15 protein-coding genes are annotated in these 17,202 nt (G+C 59.0%); 10 read left to right on the top strand and 5 right to left on the bottom strand.

All coding sequences use genetic code 11. The annotated features are described in order from the left end of the window. The first annotated feature begins 48 nt into the window (after positions 1–48). The 3 genes from ACIPIN_RS04890 to ACIPIN_RS04880 all read left to right on the top strand — a co-directional run bounded on the left by ACIPIN_RS04890 (position 49) and on the right by ACIPIN_RS04880 (position 2,986). Positions 49–948, top strand: a complete 900-nt coding sequence (locus tag ACIPIN_RS04890; RefSeq protein WP_401116063.1) for a LysR family transcriptional regulator ArgP — start codon at positions 49–51, stop codon at positions 946–948. A gap of 96 nt (positions 949–1,044) precedes the next feature. Next, positions 1,045–2,043, top strand: coding sequence for an NAD-dependent epimerase/dehydratase family protein (locus ACIPIN_RS04885; protein WP_401116060.1), 999 nt, complete (start codon positions 1,045–1,047; stop codon positions 2,041–2,043). Positions 2,044–2,143: 100 nt separating this feature from the next. Next, positions 2,144–2,986, top strand: coding sequence for an ATPase (locus ACIPIN_RS04880; protein ID WP_401116057.1), 843 nt, complete (start codon positions 2,144–2,146; stop codon positions 2,984–2,986). A gap of 136 nt (positions 2,987–3,122) precedes the next feature. Here the strand turns inward: ACIPIN_RS04880 and ACIPIN_RS04875 are convergent, their stop codons facing one another. Both ACIPIN_RS04875 and pobA read right to left on the bottom strand, forming a co-directional pair. Continuing rightward, complete coding sequence (locus ACIPIN_RS04875) at positions 3,123–4,640, bottom strand: MDR family MFS transporter (protein ID WP_401116054.1); 1,518 nt, start codon at positions 4,638–4,640, stop codon at positions 3,123–3,125. Positions 4,641–4,719: 79 nt separating this feature from the next. After that, the gene (gene pobA / locus ACIPIN_RS04870; protein ID WP_401116052.1) at positions 4,720–5,913 is read right to left on the bottom strand and encodes a 4-hydroxybenzoate 3-monooxygenase; all 1,194 of its coding nucleotides are present in this window, start codon (positions 5,911–5,913) and stop codon (positions 4,720–4,722) included. A gap of 177 nt (positions 5,914–6,090) precedes the next feature. Here pobA and ACIPIN_RS04865 point away from each other — a divergent pair, with 177 nt between their 5' ends. Next, on the top strand, positions 6,091–6,987 hold the full coding sequence (locus ACIPIN_RS04865) for a helix-turn-helix domain-containing protein (protein WP_401116049.1): 897 nt from the start codon (positions 6,091–6,093) through the stop codon (positions 6,985–6,987). A 9-nt stretch (positions 6,988–6,996) separates the two neighbouring features. Here ACIPIN_RS04865 and ACIPIN_RS04860 read toward each other — a convergent pair whose 3' ends face one another. Next, positions 6,997–7,170 (bottom strand): hypothetical protein, encoded by a 174-nt coding sequence (locus tag ACIPIN_RS04860; RefSeq protein ID WP_020723547.1) that lies wholly within the window; start codon positions 7,168–7,170, stop codon positions 6,997–6,999. A 199-nt stretch (positions 7,171–7,369) separates the two neighbouring features. After that, complete coding sequence (locus ACIPIN_RS04855) at positions 7,370–8,275, bottom strand: LysR family transcriptional regulator (protein ID WP_401116046.1); 906 nt, start codon at positions 8,273–8,275, stop codon at positions 7,370–7,372. A 115-nt stretch (positions 8,276–8,390) separates the two neighbouring features. Between ACIPIN_RS04855 and ACIPIN_RS04850 the strand changes: the two genes are divergently transcribed. The 4 genes from ACIPIN_RS04850 to ACIPIN_RS04835 all read left to right on the top strand — a co-directional run bounded on the left by ACIPIN_RS04850 (position 8,391) and on the right by ACIPIN_RS04835 (position 12,817). Next, positions 8,391–9,275, top strand: coding sequence for an MBL fold metallo-hydrolase (locus tag ACIPIN_RS04850; protein ID WP_401116044.1), 885 nt, complete (start codon positions 8,391–8,393; stop codon positions 9,273–9,275). Positions 9,276–9,430: 155 nt separating this feature from the next. Beyond that, entirely contained in the window at positions 9,431–10,045 is a 615-nt protein-coding gene (locus ACIPIN_RS04845) for an NAD(P)-dependent oxidoreductase (RefSeq protein WP_401116042.1), read from the top strand. 477 nt (positions 10,046–10,522) lie between these two features. Continuing rightward, on the top strand, positions 10,523–11,761 hold the full coding sequence (locus ACIPIN_RS04840; protein ID WP_401116039.1) for an alpha-xenorhabdolysin family binary toxin subunit A: 1,239 nt from the start codon (positions 10,523–10,525) through the stop codon (positions 11,759–11,761). 33 nt (positions 11,762–11,794) lie between these two features. After that, positions 11,795–12,817 (top strand): alpha-xenorhabdolysin family binary toxin subunit B, encoded by a 1,023-nt coding sequence (locus tag ACIPIN_RS04835; protein ID WP_401116036.1) that lies wholly within the window; start codon positions 11,795–11,797, stop codon positions 12,815–12,817. Between the two features lie 70 nt (positions 12,818–12,887). On the opposite strand, the gene ACIPIN_RS04830 is transcribed toward ACIPIN_RS04835, so the two are convergent. Then, positions 12,888–13,787 (bottom strand): LysR substrate-binding domain-containing protein, encoded by a 900-nt coding sequence (locus tag ACIPIN_RS04830; protein ID WP_401116034.1) that lies wholly within the window; start codon positions 13,785–13,787, stop codon positions 12,888–12,890. 159 nt (positions 13,788–13,946) lie between these two features. Here ACIPIN_RS04830 and ACIPIN_RS04825 point away from each other — a divergent pair, with 159 nt between their 5' ends. Both ACIPIN_RS04825 and ACIPIN_RS04820 read left to right on the top strand, forming a co-directional pair. Beyond that, positions 13,947–15,584 carry a 5-guanidino-2-oxopentanoate decarboxylase gene (locus ACIPIN_RS04825; protein ID WP_401116032.1) on the top strand — a complete coding sequence of 546 codons (1,638 nt, stop codon included), beginning with the start codon at positions 13,947–13,949 and terminating at the stop codon, positions 15,582–15,584. After that, positions 15,581–17,029, top strand: coding sequence for an aldehyde dehydrogenase family protein (locus tag ACIPIN_RS04820; protein ID WP_401116029.1), 1,449 nt, complete (start codon positions 15,581–15,583; stop codon positions 17,027–17,029). The genes ACIPIN_RS04825 and ACIPIN_RS04820 overlap by 4 nt, the downstream gene beginning before the upstream one ends. Positions 17,030–17,202: the final 173 nt, after the last annotated feature.

The following is a 17,202-nucleotide window of genomic DNA, read 5'->3' as shown; positions in this document are numbered from 1 at the left end:
GGATGTATAAGAAAAACCAATATTACTGATCGCTCATTAGGAAAACTGATGTTCGACTATAAATTGCTGTCCGCCCTTGCTGCGGTGGTTGAGCAGGCCGGGTTCGAGCGAGCCGCTCAGGTGTTGGGGTTGTCGCAATCGGCGATCTCCCAGCGCATCAAGTTGCTCGAAGCGCGCATTGGCCAGCCGGTGCTGGTGCGGGCCACGCCGCCGGCGCCGACCGAGATTGGCCGGCGTCTGCTCAACCATGTGCAGCAAGTGCGTTTGCTGGAGCGTGACCTGCAAAGTCTGGTGCCGGCGCTGGACGAAGAAGGCTTGCCGGAACGCCTGCGCATCGCCCTCAATGCCGACAGCCTGGCCACATGGTGGGCCGACGCGGTGGGCGATTTTTGTGCCGAGCAACATCTACTGCTCGACCTGATAGTGGAAGACCAGACCGTCGGCCTCAAACGCATGCGCGCCGGTGAAGTGGCAGCGTGCGTCTGTGCCAGCGAGCGTCCGGTCGCAGGCGCCCGCAGCGTGTTGCTGGGCGCCATGCGTTACCGAGCGTTGGCCAGCCCGGCGTTTATTGCCCGGCATTTCCCCCAAGGGGTCAGAGCCGATCAGTTGGCCCGCACACCGGCGCTGGTGTTCGGCCCGGATGATTTTTTGCAGCACCGCTACCTGGCGTCATTGGGCGTGGACGGTGGTTTCGAACATCATTTGTGCCCGTCATCCGAAGGCTTCATTCGCCTGGCTGAGGTCGGTCTAGGCTGGGGGCTGGTGCCGGAGTTGCAGGTGCGCGAACAACTGGAACGCGGTGTGCTGGTGGAGTTATTGCCAGATAAACCGATCGATGTGCCGTTGTACTGGCATCATTGGCGCAATGGTGGCCAGTTACTGGGGTTACTCACCGAGCATCTGGTGCGTTTATCTAAACAGTGGCTGGTGCCCTGGGAGCAGCGGTAAGCGTCAAGCTGCAAGCCGCAAGTAAAGAGCTTGCGGACCGGTTTTAACTTGCAGCTTGTAGCTTGTCGCTAGGAGCTGCATCTGTAGGAGCAATGCATGAAAATTCTGGTCACCGGCGCAAGCGGCTTCATTGGCGGGCGCTTTGCGCGATTCGCCCTGGAGCAGGGCCTGGACGTGCGGGTCAACGGCCGTCGGGCCGAAGGCGTCGAACATCTGGTACGGCGCGGAGCGGAGTTTGTCCAGGGCGACTTGAGTGATCCAGAACTGGTTCGCGAGCTTTGCGCGGACGTCGAAGCCGTGGTGCATTGCGCTGGCGCAGTGGGGCTTTGGGGGCGTTATCAGGACTTTCATCAGGGCAACGTGCTGGTCACCGAAAACGTCGTCGAAGCTTGCCTGAAGCAAAACGTCCGGCGGCTGGTGCACTTGTCGTCACCCTCGATCTATTTCGATGGCCGCGATCACCTGGGGGTGACCGAAGAGCAGGTGCCCAAGCGCTTCAAGCATCCTTATGCGGCGACCAAATACCTGGCCGAGCAAAAGGTCTTCGGTGCTCAGGAGTTCGGCCTCGAAGTACTCGCCCTGCGTCCGCGTTTCGTTACTGGCGCGGGTGATATGAGTATCTTTCCGCGTTTGCTGAACATGCAGCGCAAAGGGCGTTTGGCGATCATTGGCAACGGCCTGAACAAGGTCGATTTCACCAGCATGCAGAACCTCAACGAAGCCATGCTCAGCTGTTTGCTGGCGGCAGGGTCCGCGCTTGGCAAGGCCTACAACATCAGTAACGGTGCGCCGGTGCCGTTGTGGGATGTGGTCAATTACGTGATGCGCCAGATGGAAGTCCCACAGGTGACTCGCCACCGCTCCTACGGTTTGGCCTACAGCGTTGCGGCGCTGAACGAGGGCTTTTGCGCACTTTGGCCGGGGCGTCCGGAGCCGACGCTGTCACGCTTGGGCATGCAGGTGATGAACAAAAACTTCACCCTCGATATCAGCCGCGCCCGGCATTATCTCGACTACGATCCCAAGGTCAGTCTGTGGACGGCGCTCGATGAATTTTGCGGCTGGTGGAAAGCCCAGGACCCGGGCACAAAATAAACACTGAACCGAGCCAGCGGATCAAGGTCGATCAATGCGGCGAGTTCAGGGTTTATACTCGTCGCATTTAGCCATTATTGTGGTTCAGAAAGGTTACCTCATGTCCATGCGTAACGATGCCAACGACGACTTCGATGATGTACCGAGCCTGCGTGCCGACACCCTCGATGACGACGATTTTCCGATCACCGCCTCTCCCCGTGAACACACCAGCGTGCATGCGCGAGCCGCGACCAAGGTCAAAGGCCCGAGCACTGGCCCGTTGTGGGCGTTGGTCGGCGCATTGGTTTTCGCCTTCGCCGGCCTTGCCTGGTGGAGTTTTCAGCAGATCTCGCTGATGGAACAGCAATTGGTCGCGACTCAGGAAAGCTTCGCACGTATCAGCGAGGAAGCGGCGGGGCGCTTGCAGGACATTTCCGGCAAAGTGGTCGCCAGTCAGTCGAACGTCACCAGCGACAGCGAAGCGCTGAAACTGCAAATCAAGCAACTGGAAACCAGGCTGCTGGAGCAGAACCAACAACAGCAAGGCGTGGTCGGTCAGACATCTGACCTGGACAAGCGCCTGGCGCAGATCGCTGCACAGAGCGTTGAGCAGCACGCCGTCAACACACAGTTGCAAACCGAGCTGAAAGCCCTGAGCGCTGACCTGACGACCCTGAAAAACACCCCGACCGACACCAACAAGTTCGACGCCCAACTGAAAAGCCTAAGCGCCGATATCGCCGCCTTGAAGAAGCAGGGCAACCCGAGCGCGGCCATCGACCGTCTGGAGCAAGAGCTGGTGGTGATCAAAAGCCAACAGGACAACCGCCCGGCCGCAGCTCAAGGCAGCAACGCCAACGTCGCCGAATTCGACGCCTTCCGCGGTCAGGTCACGCGCAACATCACTACCTTGCAAAGCCAGATTCAGAATCTGCAGCAGCAGATCAGCGCTCGACCTTGATATTGTGATCTCTGACCGACCGCATTCGCGAGCAAGCCCGCTCCCACATTAGATCAGTATTTGTCCGAGATTTGGCGAACATAGACGATCAAGTGTGGGAGCGGGCTTGCTCGCGAATGCGGGCGACTCGGTCTTTCTACCGGACCTTATCTTCCCGCCCGCGCAGCAACATGTTCGGCATCGAGATGGCCGCTGCCAGACCCAACAACGACACCGCCGCGCTGACCATCAGCAAATGCCGGAAGGTCAGCAGCAGCTCGGCGCGCAAGGCGTTTTGCGCGTCGCCCGGTGCCGCGTTCAGACCATCGAGCAGCACGTTCCCGGAGCTGCCCTCGGCGATCAGCGACGAGCCGGTCAAATGGGCGAAGCTCGAATCCTGCAACAGCGCCAGTAACAAGGCCGACATCAACGCCACTCCCACCGCGCCACCGAGTGAGCGAAACAGGTTGGTGGTGCTGGTGGCGACACCAATGTCCCGTTGTTCCACCGAATTTTGCGTACCGACCAATGAGGTCGGAAATTGCATGCCGGCGGCGATGCCGCAGAGCAACATGAAGAAGCTGCTGATGATCATCGCTTGCGGCGGGCTGAACGCCATGCCGAGAATCGCGATCGGGGTGAGCAGGGCGCCTGTCAGGATCATCGGTTTGTAGCGACCGGTCACCGAGGTCCGGCGACCGGCGAAATAGGCACCCATCGGCAACCCCATCGCCAGCGGCAGCAGGTGCAGCGCCGCACTGTCGGCCCCGGCCCCGGTGACGCTCTGGAAGCGCAACGGCATCAGTACGATCAGCGAAATCGCCTGGAAACTGGTGAAGAAAATTGTGCACCAGCAGAGGATCGCGTTGCGATTGGCGAACAAGTGCATCGGCAGCAATGGCTCGCGCGCCCGGCGTTCATGCCAGACGAACAGCGCCAGGGTCAGCACCGCACACGCCAGCAACCCGAGCACTTCGCTGCTGCGCCACGAATGTCCCTGGCCGATCTGAGTGATGCCCAGCAGCAACGCGGTCAGGCCGATGATCATCAACAGCGTGCCCAGGTAGTCGATGATCGGCTTGCGCTGCGGCACCGGCAAACCCACCAACGTACGGTTGGCCACCAGCCAGGCGCCCAGGCCCAGCGGGAGGTTGATCAGAAACACCCACCGCCACGACAGGTACTCGGTCATGTAACCGCCGAGCACCGGCCCGGCCACGCTGGCCATCGCGTACATGCTGCTGAAATAACCCTGATAACGTCCGCGTTCGCGGGGCGGCACGATGTCGCCGATGATCGCCTGGCTGACCGAAATCATCCCGCCAGCGCCGATACCCTGAATGATCCGCGCCAGCACCAACTGCTCCATGCTCTGGGCCATGCCGCAAAACACTGAGGCCAAAGTGAACAGCCCCATGCCGAACAGCATCAGCCGCCGACGGCCATAGAGGTCGCCGAGCTTGCCGTAGATCGGCACTGCCACGGTCATCGCCACCATGTAGCCTGCGATCACCCAGGCCAGCAGGCTGACATCCTTGAACTGGGCAGAAATCGCCGGCATCGAGACGGCGACGATGGTTTGGTCCAGCGCGCCGAGAAAGATCGCCAGCATCAAGGCGATCAGCACGCTGCGGATGGCCGGTTTGGTGGAGTCAGGCTGGTTCAGATTGGTCACGGGTAAAACCTGTGGGCAGTGATTAACCCGCAAGGAGCAAGGCGAGCGGGGATGCTCGCCAGTGTAAGTCGATAGCCTGCTATTCGATAGCCTCGTACGGAAGCCCGACGTAATTTTCTGCAATGGTTTTTCGCCCGGCTTCGGAGTCGACGAAATACTCAAGCTCCGACTCGCTGATGCGCTGGCTGAAGGCATCGCTGCCTTCGAAGGTGTGCAGCATCGAGGTCATCCACCAGGAAAAACGTTCGGCCTTCCAGACCCGGCGCAGGCAGATTTCGGAGTACTTCTCCAACAGTTCGGTGCGGCCATCGCGGTAGACCTTGAGCAGGATGTTGAACAAGGTACTGACATCGCTGGCGGCCAGGTTCAGGCCTTTGGCCCCCGTGGGCGGGACGATGTGCGCGGCATCGCCGACCAGGAACATCCGCCCGTACTGCATCGGCTCGACCACAAAACTGCGCAGCGGCGCGATGCTCTTTTCGATCGACGGTCCGCTGACCAGCGTGTCGGCAAGCGCCTGCGGCAGGCGCGATTTCAACTCCTCCCAAAAGCGCTGATCGGACCAGTCTTCGACCTTCTCGTCAGAGGGCACCTGCAGGTAGTAACGGGTACGTGTGGTCGAGCGCATGCTGCACAACGCAAAACCGCGAGCATGCCGGGCGTACACCAGTTCATCGTGGACCGGTGGGGTGTCGGCGAGAATGCCCAGCCAGCCGAACGGGTAGACCCGTTCGAAAACTTTCAGCGTGTCGGCGGGAATCGACTGCCGCGCCACGCCATGAAATCCATCGCAGCCGGCGATGTAATTGCAGTCCAGGCGCCAGGTTTCACCGTCCTTTTCAAACGTCAGGAATGGCTCAGCGGATTTCATCTCGTGGGGCACCACGTTACGGGCTTCGTACAGGGTCGATGCACCGGCCAACTGCCGGGCGGCCATCAGATCACGGGTGACTTCGGTCTGGCCGTAGATCATCACGGTTTTGCCGCCGGTCAGAGCCTGCAGGTCGATGTGTACCTGGCGTCCACCGAGGGCCAGCTGGAAGCCGCCATGCACCAGACCTTCAGCGTCCATGCGCTGGCTGACCCCGGCCTGGCGCAACAGATCGACCATGCCCTGTTCCAGGACCCCGGCGCGGATTCGTCCCAGTACATATTCGGGCGTCTGTCGTTCGACAATGACCGTGGCAATGCCGGCGTTGTGCAACAACTGGCCGAGCAGCAGGCCAGAGGGGCCGGCGCCGATTATAGCGACTTGGGTTTTGAGGATTTTCATTGTTGTTATGGCTCGCAAGCTTCACACGGACAAAGTCGGTGAATGGTTTTTATGAATCGAGTGCTTGCATTTTTCTCTTGTGAGTCTGTCAATTGAAGGTGAAAACTGAGCCGATACCTGTACATTTCGCCAATCGGGGCGATTATCGCCCGTTACGCTGAGGCCTGGACTGAAGTTATGAACAAGCCTGCCCTTCCTTCGATTCCTGTATTCAAACTCTATGGCGAGAGCCTGGACTGGCCGACCCCTGACTTGTTGCATTGCGAAACCATTTCCAAACGCAGCCGCGAACACCAATGGGAAATCAAACCCCATCGGCATGCCGATTTATGCCAATTACTGTTTGTGTACAAAGGCCAGGCAGAGCTTGAGATCGAGGGCCAGCGTACGCAGCTGGGCGAAGCCGCGATCCAGATCCTGCCACCGCTGTCGGTGCACGGCTTTCGTTTTTCCGAAGATGTGGAAGGGTTTGTGGTAACGCTGGCTGCACCGCTGGTGGCTCATCTTCAAGCGCAGCTGGGCAATTCGGTGAATGCCCTGGCGATGGCGGAGAGTTACTCGGCCGGTAGCGACGCGGACTACCTCAACAGCCTGTTTTCAGCCCTGCAGAATGAATACGTCGGGCACCAGCCCGCACGCGAAATGCTCATGCATTCTCTGGTCAGCGTGATCATGGTGTGGGTCAGCCGTCAGGTGATCCAGCGCCGCGCCGCCAGTCAGCGACCACAGCGCGCGCGGGAATACCTCAACGGGTTTATTCAACTGGTGGAAGAGAATTATCGCCAGCACGTGAAGGTCGAGGATCTGGCACACCGGCTGGGGATTTCCGTGTCGCACCTCAACGGCACCTGCCGCGAACTGGCCGGGCAACCGGCGTTGCAGATCATGCACGAGCGTCAGTTGCTGGAGGCCAAGCGGCTGCTGACCTACACCAGCATGACCATTTACGAGATGTCCGATGTGTTGGGTTTCTCCGACCCGACCAATTTCACGCGCCTGTTTCGGCGCCGCGTCGGGATCTCTCCGAAGGCGTTTCGCGATCGCTTGAAAGCCGATCAGGACAGCGAGGACTAGGGGCCCTCGTTACTTGAGGTTCAGGGTCGCGGTGTGTGGAATGCAGCGCTCGAAGTTGCAACTGGCGTACTCGCGCGGCAACTGCCGGGCCTGTTCAACGCGGTAGGCCGCGGTGCCATACAACGCCAGCGCGGCGGTGCAGGTGATAAAGATCGCGAGATACCTTCTGGTTTTGACGTTCATGGCGCTGACCTCTGAACCAGTACCCCTTATTTTTCAAGGGGTACTGATATCAGCATAGGTCAGCGGTGGTGAGTTGCCATAAACCCCCGCGACAACCACCCATCTGTGCGCCACCCCTGGAATCGTAGGAGCATGGCTTGCCAGCGATGGCGCCCGTGAGATCGCCATCGCCGGCAAGCCGTGCTCCTACGGGTTGTGGTTACAGCCCCACATCCCACGCAGGTTCTTCGGGAAATCTCGATACCAGAAAATCCAGCATGCTGCGCAGCGCGGCCGGCATGTGTTTGCGTGAGGCGTACACCGCGTACATGTTCATCTGTCGCGGTTCGGCGTCAGGCAACAGGCGTACCAGTTCGCCGCTGTGGATATGCACGCCGGCCTGGTAGCTGGGCAGCATCGCCACGCCGGCACCGGCCATTGCTGCGCGCAGCAGAGTGCTGGCCTCGTTGGCGCTGATGTTGCCTTGAACCGGCACCGAAACCTGCTCACCGTCCTGCTCGAAATGCCAGAGGCTTTTGCCAAAGTAGGAGTGGGTCAGGCAATTGTGCTGGCTCAAGTCTTCCACCCGTTGCGGCGTCGGATGTTCGCGCAGGTAGGCGGGGGAGGCGCAGATCACTGAGCGACAAACCGTTAGCCGCCGAGCGATCAGGTTCGGGTCCAGGTCGTTGCTGGTTCGGATCGCCAGATCGATACGCTCGTCCACCAGGTTCACTGTGCGATCGAGCATTTGCAGGTCGATGCTGACCCCGGGAAAACGTTTGACGTAAGCCGCCATGGCGTCGGCCAGTTGCGCCTGACCGAACGAGGTGCTGACGCTGATGCGCAGCAAGCCGCGTGGCGCGTCGTCCGGTTCACTGACGGCGGCCTGCATGTCGCTCGACAGATCGAGCATCTGCCGGCAGCGCGGAAGGATCTCGGTGCCGGCGGCGGTCAGGCTCAGCTTGCGCGTGGTGCGGTGCATCAAGCGCGCCCCGACCCAGTCCTCCAGTTCAGCCAGGTAGCGCGACACCACCGGGCGCGACAGGTCCAGATGATCGGCCGCGGCTGACTGGCTGCCGAGGTCGACGACGGTGACGAACACCCGCATTGCTTGAAGACGATCCATGATTTGCCCGCTTTCAGAAACAAACTATGTTCAAGCATCGCATTTTTTGTAGCGAGTCAGGCAACTAAGCTCTGTCCCATCGTCAAACACGGCCTACGGAAAACGGAGCAACACCATGATCGGCTTCACTTCACTCAAGCGTCTGTTACTCGCCAGCGCCACCCTGGGCTTTGCCGCTCATGCGGCCGCCGCCACCCCGGCACTTACCCTGGATGTCTATAACCCAGGCACCGCCGCTATTTTTCCGGTGACCTCGGTACTGGTCAGCGGCGAGAAAGAAGCGATTCTGGTGGACGCGCAATTCGGCAAATCCCAGGCCGAGCAAGTGGTGGAAAAAATCCGCGCCAGCGGCAAGCAACTGACCACCATCTACATCAGCCACGGCGACCCGGATTACTACTTCGGCCTGGACACCCTCACCGCCGCTTTCCCAAAAGCCAAGGTGCTCGCCTCGCAGCCGACGGTTGATCACATCAAGGCCACCGTTGAAGGCAAAGTCGCGTTCTGGGGGCCGAAAATGGGCGCCGACGTACCGGCCAAAACCATTGTGCCGGGCGTGCTCAAGGGCCACAGCCTGACCCTGGAAGGCAAGAAGCTCGACATCATTGGCCTGGACGGCAAACAACCGGACCGGACCTTTGTCTGGATCCCGTCGATCAAAGCCGTGGTCGGTGGTGTGGTAGTGGCTGAAAACATCCACGTGTGGATGGCCGACACCCAAACCGCGCAATCTCACGCCGATTGGTTGACTACCCTGAAGACCATCGAAAGTCTGAAACCGAACACCATCGTTCCAGGTCATTACCTGGGTGATAGCGCACGTTCGCTGGCCGCTGTGCACTTCACCGCCGACTATATCAAGGCCTTCGATGAGGAAACCGCCAAGGCCAAAGACTCGGCCGAGCTGATCGCCGCGATGAAAAAACGCTATCCGAACCTCGGCGAAGAAAGCTCGCTTGAGCTGAGCGCCAAAGTCGCCAAAGGCGAGATGAAGTGGTAAGTCGTTTCACCCCCTGTGGCGAGGGAGCTTGCTCCCGCTCGAGGGCGTAGCACTCGTAAAATTTGCAATGAGTACGAAGCTTTTGGGGCTGCTACGCAGCCCAGCGCGAGCAAGCTCGCTCGCCACAGGTCACACCCCAACCATTGGAGAATGTCATGAGCAAGATCGCAATCATTGGCGCCACCGGCCGTGCCGGTAGCCAACTGCTGGAAGAAGCCCTGCGTCGTGGTCACAGCGTTACGGCTATTGCCCGCGATACCTCGAAAATCAGCCCGCGTGCCGGTGTCGTCACCAGGAATGTTGACGTTGCCGATGGCGCAGCATTGCAAGCGGCGGTTGCAGGTGTTGATGTAGTGATCAGCGCGGCACACTTTTCGACGATCCCGGCCAACGCGATTATCGAACCGGTCAAAAAGGCTGGGGTGAAGCGTCTGCTGGTGGTCGGTGGTGCCGGTTCGCTGTTGGTGCCGGATGGCAGCAAAGTCATCGAATCCCCGAATTTTCCTGAAGAGTACAAGGCCGAAGCCACTGCCGGTGGCGTCTACCTCGACACCTTGCGTCAGGAAAAGGATCTGGACTGGACCTTCCTTTCACCTTCGGCGCTGTTCGTCGAAGGCGAGCGTACCGGCATCTTCCGGGTGGGCAACGACGATCTGCTGGTGAGCGCCGAAGGCAAGAGCTGGATCACCTTCGCCGACTACGCGATTGCGATGCTTGATGAAGTCGAGAAGCCAGCGCATAGCCGTCAACGGTTTACCGTTGGTTACTGATCTGTCGCCAAAGCACGGACTATCCCACGGGTGGTCCGTGCTTTTTGCTATTCGCTGATTATTAATGCTGAACGAATACTGCTCGGCAATGGGAGTGGCATCGATTAAAACTTTTTTTTGTCGCTAGTGTGAGATTTAATATTGAAAAATAAGATGGCGAGTAATGGATTTTGTTGCATTTTGTTTTTTGAGAATTGTTAAGTATTGATTTTGTTTTACTTCGACTGTGTACCCGCGGAAGTTTTGGATGGAGTTGAGTTGTATTTGTCAGTGTGTTGTTTTTCTAAATGTTTTCATTGTTAACGCTTCGTGTTATGACGGTTTTTATTCCTACGATGTGTGGCGCGGGCGGATAACTTGTGGCTTCGCTTGTACTCTATTAGTGTTGTGTTCTGGTTTTGGTGGCGAGGCACGCGACCAAGGCTTGTGACAAGGAGATTGTTTGAGGCAGTTGCCCTCACTATATGGAGGTGGTTAATGATTGTAGAAACGAAGATGGAGCTTCAGGAGCGGCTGAAGTTGACTGCGCATCAAGCGGTTGCCGGGATGGAAGGAATAAGTACTGTAACGGATGCGGCGAAATATGTACCGGTTCAATACTTTGGTGTCATGGCCGGCGAAAGTGGACCCTCCTATCGGGGTGGAACATTTATTGTTCAAAAACATAACATTGTGGCCATTAAACGTTATGTCAACGCCGCCTTGGCATTACCAGTCGATCTGACTGCGATTGAGCGTCAGTTGGGCTACATCAGCTCAGATAAAGAGGGATTGGAACCGGCAGACATACAGAGCCTTCATCAGAAGATTCACCAGCATGCACTGTCCTGGGGAACCCTTGAGCGTGATACCAAGGATCTTGGAGGGCGGCTGGATCTCTTTTCCAGCGGGTTCATCAATACCGGAAACCTGATAGTTGGGCATCTTAAAAGCTTTCAGGGGTACAGGGATCTGACCGGTACGATTGACACGTTGACGGAGGAGGAGCGGGCCCAGATGGCTGCAATCCCGCTAGGGAATTCGTCTACCGAGAAGGTCGAAAGCCTGAACAGATACTTCACTCGGATGAAAGGCGATATCGAGAGTTTCTGTCGCAGGATCAGCGCGGTAAAGGCACTGGCGACGGAGTTCTCCCGCAAGATTACCGAAGACCTGTTGCCTCTCGTCAAAGCCAAACTCAGCGATGTGGAGCGAGCCGGTTTTGACCAAGTCGTAGAGGAGGAGCAACTGAGAGTCGACATAAAAGATCTGGATGAGCGTATTGCCGAGAAACTCAAGGAGTACGACAGTCTGGTGGGGTATGCCTTTACCGGATTGGCATTTGGCCCCATTGGCGTTGCGATCACCGGCGGCATTTTTGGTTCGAAGGCAGAAGCTACCAGGGCTGAGAAAGACAGCTTGATCGAGGTGCGGGATAGTTCGCTTCAGAAAATGGGTAAGGCGCGCTTGTCCAAACTGCTGATGGAGCTGCGCATACGGTTGGAAAATATGAAGTCGCAGATGATAGATGCCGAACAGGGGGCAAAAAATCTGGAAGACGTCTGGGCCATTATCTGGATGAATGTCGAGGAATCTCGAGTGCGGCTGTCTGAAGTGGATAACGCATTTGACCTGAGTTTGCTGGTTCTGGATATTCAGGGGGTGGTGGCACCTTGGGAAACCATTAAAGGCCATGCCGCAAATTTGTCTTCCGTTTTTAATTCGGTTGTGGATTAAGTTATAACTAAGTTGAGTGCAAGGAAGAATTTTATGACGATTCATGAGTTTAAGGGTCTGTTCAGTTATGCCGTGCCTGATGCAACGGTAATGAAACAGGCTAAAAGTCAGTTTGACTTGAAAGTGGCGGATAGAACATACGCATTTGCCCCAGCGATACAGGAGAAAGTCGAGGACCTGCGCGCACAAATCAACGACACAGATCATCAACTGTTTGAACACATCAAGAGGGCGCAGACCTCCCTGAACAATGTAAGTTTTGAGAGTACTCTGGCGCGTATCGCGGAGATCGAAGGGAACGTGCAGGCTACAGCCGCCACACGTGCCAAAAAAATTGAAGAACTAGTAACGTATTGCATGCAAAGGGTCAACAGTTCGCTGGCGCCGGTGCTTGCGGCCCAAGACCATTTATCTCGAGAGCTATCAGAAATTGGCAGCATCACGTTGGTTCAGGAGGGCGCGCAGTGGGGCCATCCCTACGAGGCAAGGCGTGAGGCGCAAGAGCGCAGGCGCCTGGTGCTCAATTCCGATCTCAACGAACTTGCAGAAGAGAAACGCAGGGTCGACGAGGCGCTGCAACAGTTCAAGTCCCCCACCTGGATCGACATCTTCAAGGGCATGATCCCAACGGCCCAGGAAATCGAGGCAGCGCTCAAGCTGGTCAGCACCAAAAAGCCTGATCGTGAGTTCCTGGAACTTGCATTGAAAAGGCTCAATGGCAATCTCGATGGCATCGAGCAAGGGCGTCAATACGTGAATTTCGTGGAGGCGCGAGACGCTATCCACAAGCGTATTGATGGGCTACGGATTGAGGTCAAGGACGTTGAAAAAGAGCTGCTTGAATTGAGCCGAACATTGAACAAACTCAATGAGATCGGCGCCCTCGACCAATCCAGGCTGAGCTGGTTGCAAGAGGCACAAAAGGTCTCCAGGGCCTATGAGCATTTCCTGACGACGACCCAACCGGAAATGTTTCGCGATGCAGTGTCGATCAAAGAGATGGCAGCACGTTATGGCGCCATGCTGGGCTATCTGAAAGCGATTAAAAAAGCCTGATCGAGTCAGGTGTGGGTGAAAGCGCTCCGTGCTGAAACTGAGTGCTTTCATGCCTTGGGCATGGGCGGCTTTATGGGGCCTGCATGCCCGGGTCCCCATTGGCCTGCACCACCAACCACTCCAACAACTCACGCAGTTGCAGTGACGGTCCCGGTTTGTGTGGAAACACCAGGTAATACCCCAGTCCTGTTTTCACCTTCAAATCAAAGGGCGTGACCAGCCGTCCGGCACTCAGGTCTTCGCCGATCAACGACCAATCCCCAATCGCCACGCCCATCCCCTGAGACGCCATCGACATGGCCAGGTCCAGTGTTTCGAACTGCTGTCCACGGGCACTGTTGCCCAGTTGGACGCCTGCGGCGTTGAGCCAGATTTTCCAATCGCGCTGATCGCGTGTTGGGTGCAGCAGCAAATGTTTATCCAGGTCTGACGGACTGTGCAGCGGCACCGGGCCGTCGAGCAGTGGCCGAGAACAGACCGGCGTCAGTTGCTCATCAAACAGATGCAGTGAAGCCAGTGAGCTGTCCGGCGGCGCGCCGTACATGACGGCGGCGTCGAACTGTTCGCGATGAAAGTCCACGCCATGCTGCACCGTGGTGGTCAGTTCCACCGGCACGTCCGGGCGTTCCTTTTGCCACTGTAGCAAACGCGGCAGCAGCCAGCGCATGACGCAGGTCGGTGCCTTGAGCTGCAGTGTTTCGCGGTGCGCGCCCACCTGTTCTACCGCCTCATCGATCAAGCCGAACACCTGCTGGATCCGTGGCAGCCACTCAAGCCCCTCGGCCGTCAGGCTCAAACCGCGCGCCTGGCGGTGAAACAGCGTGTAGCCCAAATGTTCTTCCAGCCCGGCGATCTGCCGGCTCACCGCGCCCTGAGTGATGTGCAGCTGCTCGGCCGCCCGCGTGAAATTGCAGCACTGGGCCGTGATCAGAAACGTGTGCAGCGCGGGAAGTGGTGGAAGTCGTTTCATGGGACGCCAAGGCATGAGGTGAGGACATGGCGAGTATGACTTTTTATCGATTGTTGCGGCTACCCGCTGACCGTTCCAATAACGCCATACCTGAGCACCGCTGCGCGCCTTCAAATGCCGCGCGGGGCCAGCGTCTCAACGAACAAGAAGGGCAAAGACATGGCGACGTGCGGCGAAGTATTGGTCAAGTTACTCGAAGGTTACGGGGTCGAGCAGGTGTTCGGCATTCCCGGCGTGCATACCGTTGAGCTGTATCGCGGGCTGGCCCGTTCGAGCATCAACCACGTTACTCCGCGTCACGAGCAGGGTGCTGGCTTCATGGCCGACGGTTATGCACGCACCAGCGGCAAACCGGGTGTGTGCTTCATCATCACCGGCCCCGGCATGACCAACATCACCACCGCGATGGGCCAGGCCTACGCCGACTCGATCCCGATGCTGGTGATCTCCAGCGTGCAATCGCGCAGCCAGTTGGGCGGTGGGCGCGGCAAGCTGCATGAGCTGCCGAACCAGGGCGCACTGGTGGCCGGTGTTGCGGCGTTCTCCCATACGCTGATGTCCGCAGCGGAACTGCCGGGTGTGCTGGCCCGTGCTTTCGCCTTGTTCCAGGCCGGCCGTCCGCGTCCAGTGCACATCGAAATCCCGCTCGACGTGCTGGTCGAAAACGCCGATGCCTTGCTCGATAGCCAGCCAGTGAGCATTGCTCGCGCCGGTGCGGCACCGTCAGCCGTGGCCCGGATGAGCGAACTGCTGGCCAACGCCAAACGCCCGTTGATCCTCGCCGGTGGCGGTTCGATTGATGCGGCGGCCGAGCTGACCCGGCTCGCCGAATTGCTCGACGCACCGGTCGCACTGACCATCAACGCCAAAGGTATGCTGCCGTCGGCTCATCCGTTGTTGATCGGTTCGACCCAGACCCTGGTGGCCACTCGTGCCTTGGTGGCGGACGCCGATGTGGTCCTGGCGATCGGCACTGAACTGGCCGAAACCGACTACGACGTGACCTTTGCCGGTGGCTTCGAAATTCCAGGCACCTTGCTGCGCATTGATATCGATCCGGACCAGACCGTGCGCAACTACCCGCCGAAAGTGGCTCTGGTGTCCGACGCACAAAGCGCGGCCCAGGCATTGCTCGACGGCCTGGCCAAACATTCGCTGGCCGAGCGTTGCAGCGATTGGGGCCAGGCCCGCGCCGCCAGCTTGCGTGCCGAACTTGAAACGATCTGGGACGCGCCAACCCGTGCCCAGACGCTGTTCCTGCACACCGTGCTGGAAGAATTGCCGGAAGCGGTATTCGTCGGCGACTCGACCCAACCGGTGTACACCGGCAACCTGACGTTCAACCCGGAACGCCCACGTCGCTGGTTCAACTCGTCGACCGGTTACGGCACCCTCGGCTATGCCTTGCCGGCGGCCATTGGTGCATGGCTCGGCGGTGGTCAGGAGCGCAACACTCGTCCACCGGTGGTGTGCCTGATCGGCGACGGCGGTTTGCAATTCACCTTGCCGGAACTGGCCAGCGCGGTGGAAGCACGCACCCCGGTCATCGTCCTGCTGTGGAATAACCAGGGCTACGAAGAGATCAAGAAATACATGGTCAACCGTGCAATCGAGCCGGTTGGCGTCGACATCTACACCCCGGACTTCATCACTGTGGCCAAAGGCCTGGGCTGTGCGGCACAAGCCGTCAACGGTGTTGAAGAGCTGCGCGTTGCGCTGCGTGCGGCGACTGATCGTCAGGGCCCGACCCTGATCGAAATCGACCAGACCCAGTGGATGACGGCGGTGTCGGCATGAGCTTTCCAATCACCCTGGACGGTCTGTACATCAATGGCCAATGGTCGGCTGGCGACGAGCACTTGCGGGTCATCAATCCGGCGACCGAAGCCCTGTTGACCACCGTCAAAGGTGGCGATGAGCGCTCGGTCAATCAAGCGGTCACAGCGGCCAGCGCGGCGTTTGCCCAGTGGTCGAAAACCACCGGTGCCGAGCGTGGTGCGGTGCTGCGCAAGATCGCCAATGGCGTGCAGGCACGTCGCGAGCGTTTGATGTACTTGCAGTCGAGCAACAACGGCAAGCCACAGTTCGAAGCCGGCATCGACGTCGATGATGTGATCGCCACGTTCGAGTATTACGCGGGGCTCGCCGAAGCGTTGGACGCAGGTCAAGACCGCGTCGTGGACCTGCCGAGCGAAGACTTCGCCGCCCGTGTGCGCCGTGAACCGTGCGGCGTGGTCGGGTTGATCGTGCCGTGGAACTTCCCGATGGTCACCACCGCCTGGAAGCTCGCGCCAGCCTTGGCGGCCGGTTGCTGCGTGGTGCTCAAGCCTTCGGAAGTCACGCCGCTGCCGGAGCTGGAACTGGCGGCGATCATCGCCGAGAGCGGCTTGCCCAACGGTGTGTTCAACCTGGTCTGCGGTACGGGCCTGGCGGTCGGTGCGCCGCTGTCGGCTGATCCGCGCGTGGCGAAAATTTCCTTCACCGGCAGCAACGCGGTCGGCGTTCAGGTCATGCAGCGTGCGGCGGAAACCGTCAAAGGCGTGAGCCTGGAACTGGGCGGTAAATCCTCGCTGCTGGTGCTGGCCGATGCCGACCTCGACCTCGCCGTAGAGCTGGCCAGTGGCGGTGGTTTCTTCAACGCCGGGCAGATGTGTTCGGCCACCAGCCGGGTGTTGGTCGCCGATGAGTTGGCGGATGAATTCCTGCTGCGTCTGACGGCGCGGGCCGAGGCGATTCGCGTGGCTGACCCGTTTGATCCCGAAGTTGAAATGGGCGCGCTGGTCAATCAGGCGCAATACCAGCGCGTGCTGGGACACATTGATCGCGGTTTGAGCGCAGGCGCCCGGTTGGTCTGTGGCGGTGAACGCCCGGCCGATCTGCCACGCGGTTATTTTTTACGGCCGACCATTTTCACCGAAGTGCCCCTCGACAGTGCGCTGTGGTGTGAAGAGATCTTTGGCCCGGTGCTCTGCGTGCGCAGTTTTGCCACGGAGCAAGAGGCAATCGAGTTGGCCAACGACAGCCAGTTCGGCCTGGTGGCCAGCGTGGTCAGCCGCGATGCGGTGACCGCCGAACGGGTCGCGAACGCCTTGCAGGCGGGGCTTGTGTGGATCAACGCGCCGCAGGTGATCTTCCCGCAGACCGCCTGGGGCGGCTACAAGCAGAGCAGCATCGGCCGCGAGTTGGGGCCATGGGGCCTGCAGGCGTTTCAAGAAATAAAGCACGTGATTCGCGCCGTCTGATAGCTCGAAATTGGCCCACGCATGCCTCGAAACGAGGCATGCGTCTGGGACATGGCACCAATGATTTTTTTTCGATTGTTGCGCGTTTTGCGTGACCTCAGGATGAACCCGCAGACCTCGCTACAGCCCTTGTATCACGGGGGCTTGCAGCGGATCGAATAGCGCGGGCGCAA

The sequence above is a fragment of the Pseudomonas sp. NPDC087697 genome, from assembly GCF_044743155.1.
GTDB lineage: Bacteria > Pseudomonadota > Gammaproteobacteria > Pseudomonadales > Pseudomonadaceae > Aquipseudomonas.
This window is presented reverse-complemented; position numbering and strand designations above follow the sequence as displayed.

Excerpts from the sequence above, each read along its gene's own strand:
- ACIPIN_RS04890 (WP_401116063.1), top strand. The coding sequence starts at position 49 with ATGTTCGACTATAAATTGCTGTCCGCCCTTGCTGCGGTGGTTGAGCAG.
- ACIPIN_RS04885 (WP_401116060.1), top strand. The coding sequence starts at position 1,045 with ATGAAAATTCTGGTCACCGGCGCAAGCGGCTTCATTGGCGGGCGCTTT.
- ACIPIN_RS04880 (WP_401116057.1), top strand. The coding sequence starts at position 2,144 with ATGTCCATGCGTAACGATGCCAACGACGACTTCGATGATGTACCGAGC.
- pobA (WP_401116052.1), bottom strand. The coding sequence starts at position 5,913 with ATGAAAATCCTCAAAACCCAAGTCGCTATAATCGGCGCCGGCCCCTCT.
- ACIPIN_RS04865 (WP_401116049.1), top strand. The coding sequence starts at position 6,091 with ATGAACAAGCCTGCCCTTCCTTCGATTCCTGTATTCAAACTCTATGGC.
- ACIPIN_RS04860 (WP_020723547.1), bottom strand. The coding sequence starts at position 7,170 with ATGAACGTCAAAACCAGAAGGTATCTCGCGATCTTTATCACCTGCACC.
- ACIPIN_RS04855 (WP_401116046.1), bottom strand. The coding sequence starts at position 8,275 with ATGGATCGTCTTCAAGCAATGCGGGTGTTCGTCACCGTCGTCGACCTC.
- ACIPIN_RS04850 (WP_401116044.1), top strand. The coding sequence starts at position 8,391 with ATGATCGGCTTCACTTCACTCAAGCGTCTGTTACTCGCCAGCGCCACC.
- ACIPIN_RS04845 (WP_401116042.1), top strand. The coding sequence starts at position 9,431 with ATGAGCAAGATCGCAATCATTGGCGCCACCGGCCGTGCCGGTAGCCAA.
- ACIPIN_RS04840 (WP_401116039.1), top strand. The coding sequence starts at position 10,523 with ATGATTGTAGAAACGAAGATGGAGCTTCAGGAGCGGCTGAAGTTGACT.
- ACIPIN_RS04835 (WP_401116036.1), top strand. The coding sequence starts at position 11,795 with ATGACGATTCATGAGTTTAAGGGTCTGTTCAGTTATGCCGTGCCTGAT.
- ACIPIN_RS04830 (WP_401116034.1), bottom strand. The coding sequence starts at position 13,787 with ATGAAACGACTTCCACCACTTCCCGCGCTGCACACGTTTCTGATCACG.
- ACIPIN_RS04825 (WP_401116032.1), top strand. The coding sequence starts at position 13,947 with ATGGCGACGTGCGGCGAAGTATTGGTCAAGTTACTCGAAGGTTACGGG.
- ACIPIN_RS04820 (WP_401116029.1), top strand. The coding sequence starts at position 15,581 with ATGAGCTTTCCAATCACCCTGGACGGTCTGTACATCAATGGCCAATGG.